Source organism: Burkholderia sp. Ac-20345, assembly GCF_017104825.1.
GTDB lineage: Bacteria > Pseudomonadota > Gammaproteobacteria > Burkholderiales > Burkholderiaceae > Burkholderia > Burkholderia lata_B.
In genome coordinates this window covers 1-3,169 of sequence record NZ_JAAGPO010000407.1, presented here as the reverse complement: position 1 = coordinate 3,169, position 3,169 = coordinate 1, and the positions used below count along the sequence as shown (strand labels likewise).

Genomic DNA, 3,169 nt, shown 5'->3' with positions numbered 1-3,169 from the left:
TGCGCTCGAATCCGTGATCGCGCTCGAAGGCCGCCCGCGCGCGCACTACCTGCTCGACCAGCTGTCCGACCTCGACGCGGCACGCCACGGCGACCTGCATGGCCGCGTGACGACCGCATACGTGAATTCGGTGCCGCGTGAACGGCAACCGGCCTACCCGGGCGATCTCGCGCTCGAACGGCGCCTGAACGCGATGATCCGCTGGAACGCGATGGTGATGGTGCTGCGCGCCGGCCGGCATTCGAACGTCGGCGGCCACATCGCGACCTACCAGTCGGCCGCGGTGCTGTACGACGTCGGCTTCGATCACTTCTTCCGCGGCCGCACCGACACCTTCGACGGCGACATGGTCTACATCCAGGGGCATTCGGCGCCCGGCATCTACGGCCGCGCGTACCTGGAAGGCCGCATCACCGACGCGCAACTCGACAACTTCCGCCGCGAGACCGGCCGCGAAGCGGGACGCGACGGGCTGTCGTCGTATCCGCATCCGCGGCTGATGCCCGATTTCTGGCAATTCCCCACCGTGTCGATGGGGCTCGGGCCGCTCACGGCCGCGTATCAGGCGCGCTTCATGCGCTACCTCGAATATCGCGGGCTGAAAGCGCATCAGGGCCGCAAGGTCTGGGCATTTCTCGGCGACGGCGAAATGGACCAGCCCGAATCGCTCGCCGCGATCTCGCTCGCCGGGCGCGAACGGCTCGACAACCTGATCTTCGTCATCAACTGCAACCTGCAGCGCCTTGACGGCCCCGTGCGCGGCAACGGCAAGGTCATCCAGGAACTCGAAGGCACGTTCCGCGCGGCGGGCTGGAACGTCATCAAGGTAATCTGGGGCGCCGGCTGGGATCGCCTGCTCGAACGCGACACGACGGGCCTGCTGCGCCAGCGCATGATGGAATGCGTCGACGGCGACTACCAGACCTTCAAGTCGCAGAGCGGCGCGTACGTGCGCGAGCATTTCTTCGGCAAGTATCCGGAACTGCTCGAGCTCGTCGCCGACCTGTCCGACGACGACATCTGGAAACTGGCGCGCGGCGGCCACGATCCGGAAAAGGTGCATGCAGCCTATGCACAGGCGATGCGCGCGGACGGACGGCCGACCGTCGTGCTCGCGAAGACGGTCAAGGGCTTCGGGATGGGCGAAGCCGGCGAAGGCCAGAACGTGAACCACCAGTTGAAGAAGATGAGCGCGGACGCCGTACGCGCGTTCCGCGACCGCTTCGCGCTGCCGGTCAGCGACGCACAGCTCGACGAACTGCCTTACCTCAAGCCGGAACCGGGCAGCGCCGAGGCACGCTATTTCGCGGAGCGCCGTGCCGCGCTCGGCGGCCACGTGCCGGCCCGCTTCAGCCACGTGCCGCCGCTGCAGGTGCCGCCGCTCGCCGCGTTCGACGTGCAGCTCAAGGACAGCGGCGAGCGCGGGCTGTCGACGACGATGGCGTTCGTGCGCATCCTCGGCACGCTGCTGAAGGATCCGGCGCTCGGCAAGCTCGTCGTGCCGATCGTGCCGGACGAGTCGCGCACGTTCGGGATGGAGGGCCTGTTCCGCCAGATCGGCATTCACTCGCATCTGGGCCAGCTCTATACGCCGCAGGACGCGGGCCAGCTCAGCTACTACAAGGAAGCGAAGGACGGGCAGATCCTGCAGGAAGGCATCAACGAATCGGGCGCGATCGCGTCGTGGATCGCGGCCGGCACTGCGTACAGCAATCATGGGCTGCCGACGATCCCGTTCTACATCTTCTATTCGATGTTCGGGCTGCAGCGCGTCGGCGATCTCGCGTGGGCGGCCGGCGACGCACGTACGCGCGGCTTCCTGCTCGGCGCGACGTCGGGCCGCACGACGTTGATGGGCGAAGGGTTGCAGCACGATGACGGGCACAGCCACGTGCTGTCGTCGGTGATTCCGAACTGCGTGTCGTACGACCCGACCTATGCATACGAACTCGCGGTGATCGTGCGCGACGGCCTGCAGCGGATGTTCGCGGAGCAGGAGGACGTCTACTACTACATCACGCTGCTCAACGAGAACTACCCGCATCCGGCGCTGCCGGATGGCGCGGAGGCCGGCATTCTCAAGGGTCTCTACTTGCTGCGCGAAGACACGTCGCGGGCGGCCGATGCGCCGCACGTGCAGCTGATGGGCAGCGGCGCGATCCTGCGCGAAGTGATTGCTGCAAGCGACCTGCTCGCGCAGGACTTCGGCGTGTCAAGCGACGTGTGGAGCGCGACGAGCCTGAACGAGCTGCGCCGCGACGGGCTTGCGGCGGAACGCTGGAACCTGCTGCATCCCGAGCAGGCGCCGCGCGTGCCGTACGTGCAGCAATGCCTCGACGGCCGCACGGGGCCGGTAGTCGTCGCGACCGATTACATGAAGATCGTCGGCGACCAGATCCGCGCGTTCGTCGACGGCCGGCGCTTCGTATCGCTCGGCACCGACGGCTTCGGCCGCTCGGATACGCGCGACGCGCTGCGCACGTTCTTCGAGGTCGACCGGCACTTCATCGTGATCGCGGCGCTGAAGGCGCTCGCCGACGATGGCGCGATACCGCGGGCGCGCGTCGGCGAAGCCATCCGGCGCTACAGCATCGACATCGACAAGGTCGATCCGGCCAGCGTGTAGTCATGCGGCGCGCGGCAGGCAGGATCGCTCCGGCCCGCCGCGCCGCCGTGCCCGCGCTACTGCCCCGCCTGCGCGAGCGGGCCTTGCGGGCCCTGCCCCGTTCCCGACGGCCAGCCGCCCGCCAGTGCCTTGTACAGCGCCACCGTCGACGCCGCGCTGCGCATCCGCCCGTCGGCCGCCGCATCCTGCGCCTGCAGCAGCGTGCGTTGCGCGTCGAGCACTTCGTAGTAGTCGATCGCGCCCGCCGAAAACCGCGCCTGCGCCAGTTGTGCGGCACGTGCGCTGTCGGTCGCGGCCCGCACGAGATGGTCCGTCTCGTCACGCGTGCGGGCGGCGCGCAGCAGCGCGTTCTCGGTTTCCTCCAGCGCCCCGAGCACGGTCTGCCGATACTGCGCGAGCTGGCCGGCCGCTTCCGCGTCGCTCGCGGCGATCCGTGCACGCACGCGGCCGACGTCCAGGAACGACCAGTCGATGCCGAGCGCGATCAGGTTCGTGTCGCTGCCCGCGCGGAAGAACCCGTAGCTGCTCGTCGCGCTGCCGAGA

General features: G+C 68.5%; 2 protein-coding genes. One reads left to right on the top strand and one right to left on the bottom strand.

All coding sequences use genetic code 11. The features are described 5' to 3' along the window. On the top strand, window positions 1-2,626 hold a 2,626-nt coding region (gene aceE / locus G3O06_RS47380), incomplete at its 5' end, for a pyruvate dehydrogenase (acetyl-transferring), homodimeric type (RefSeq protein WP_205820204.1). A 56-nt stretch (window positions 2,627-2,682) separates the two neighbouring features. On the opposite strand, the gene G3O06_RS47375 is transcribed toward aceE, so the two are convergent. After that, the coding region (locus tag G3O06_RS47375; RefSeq protein WP_205820202.1) for a TolC family protein at window positions 2,683-3,169 on the bottom strand (487 nt) is incomplete at its 5' end.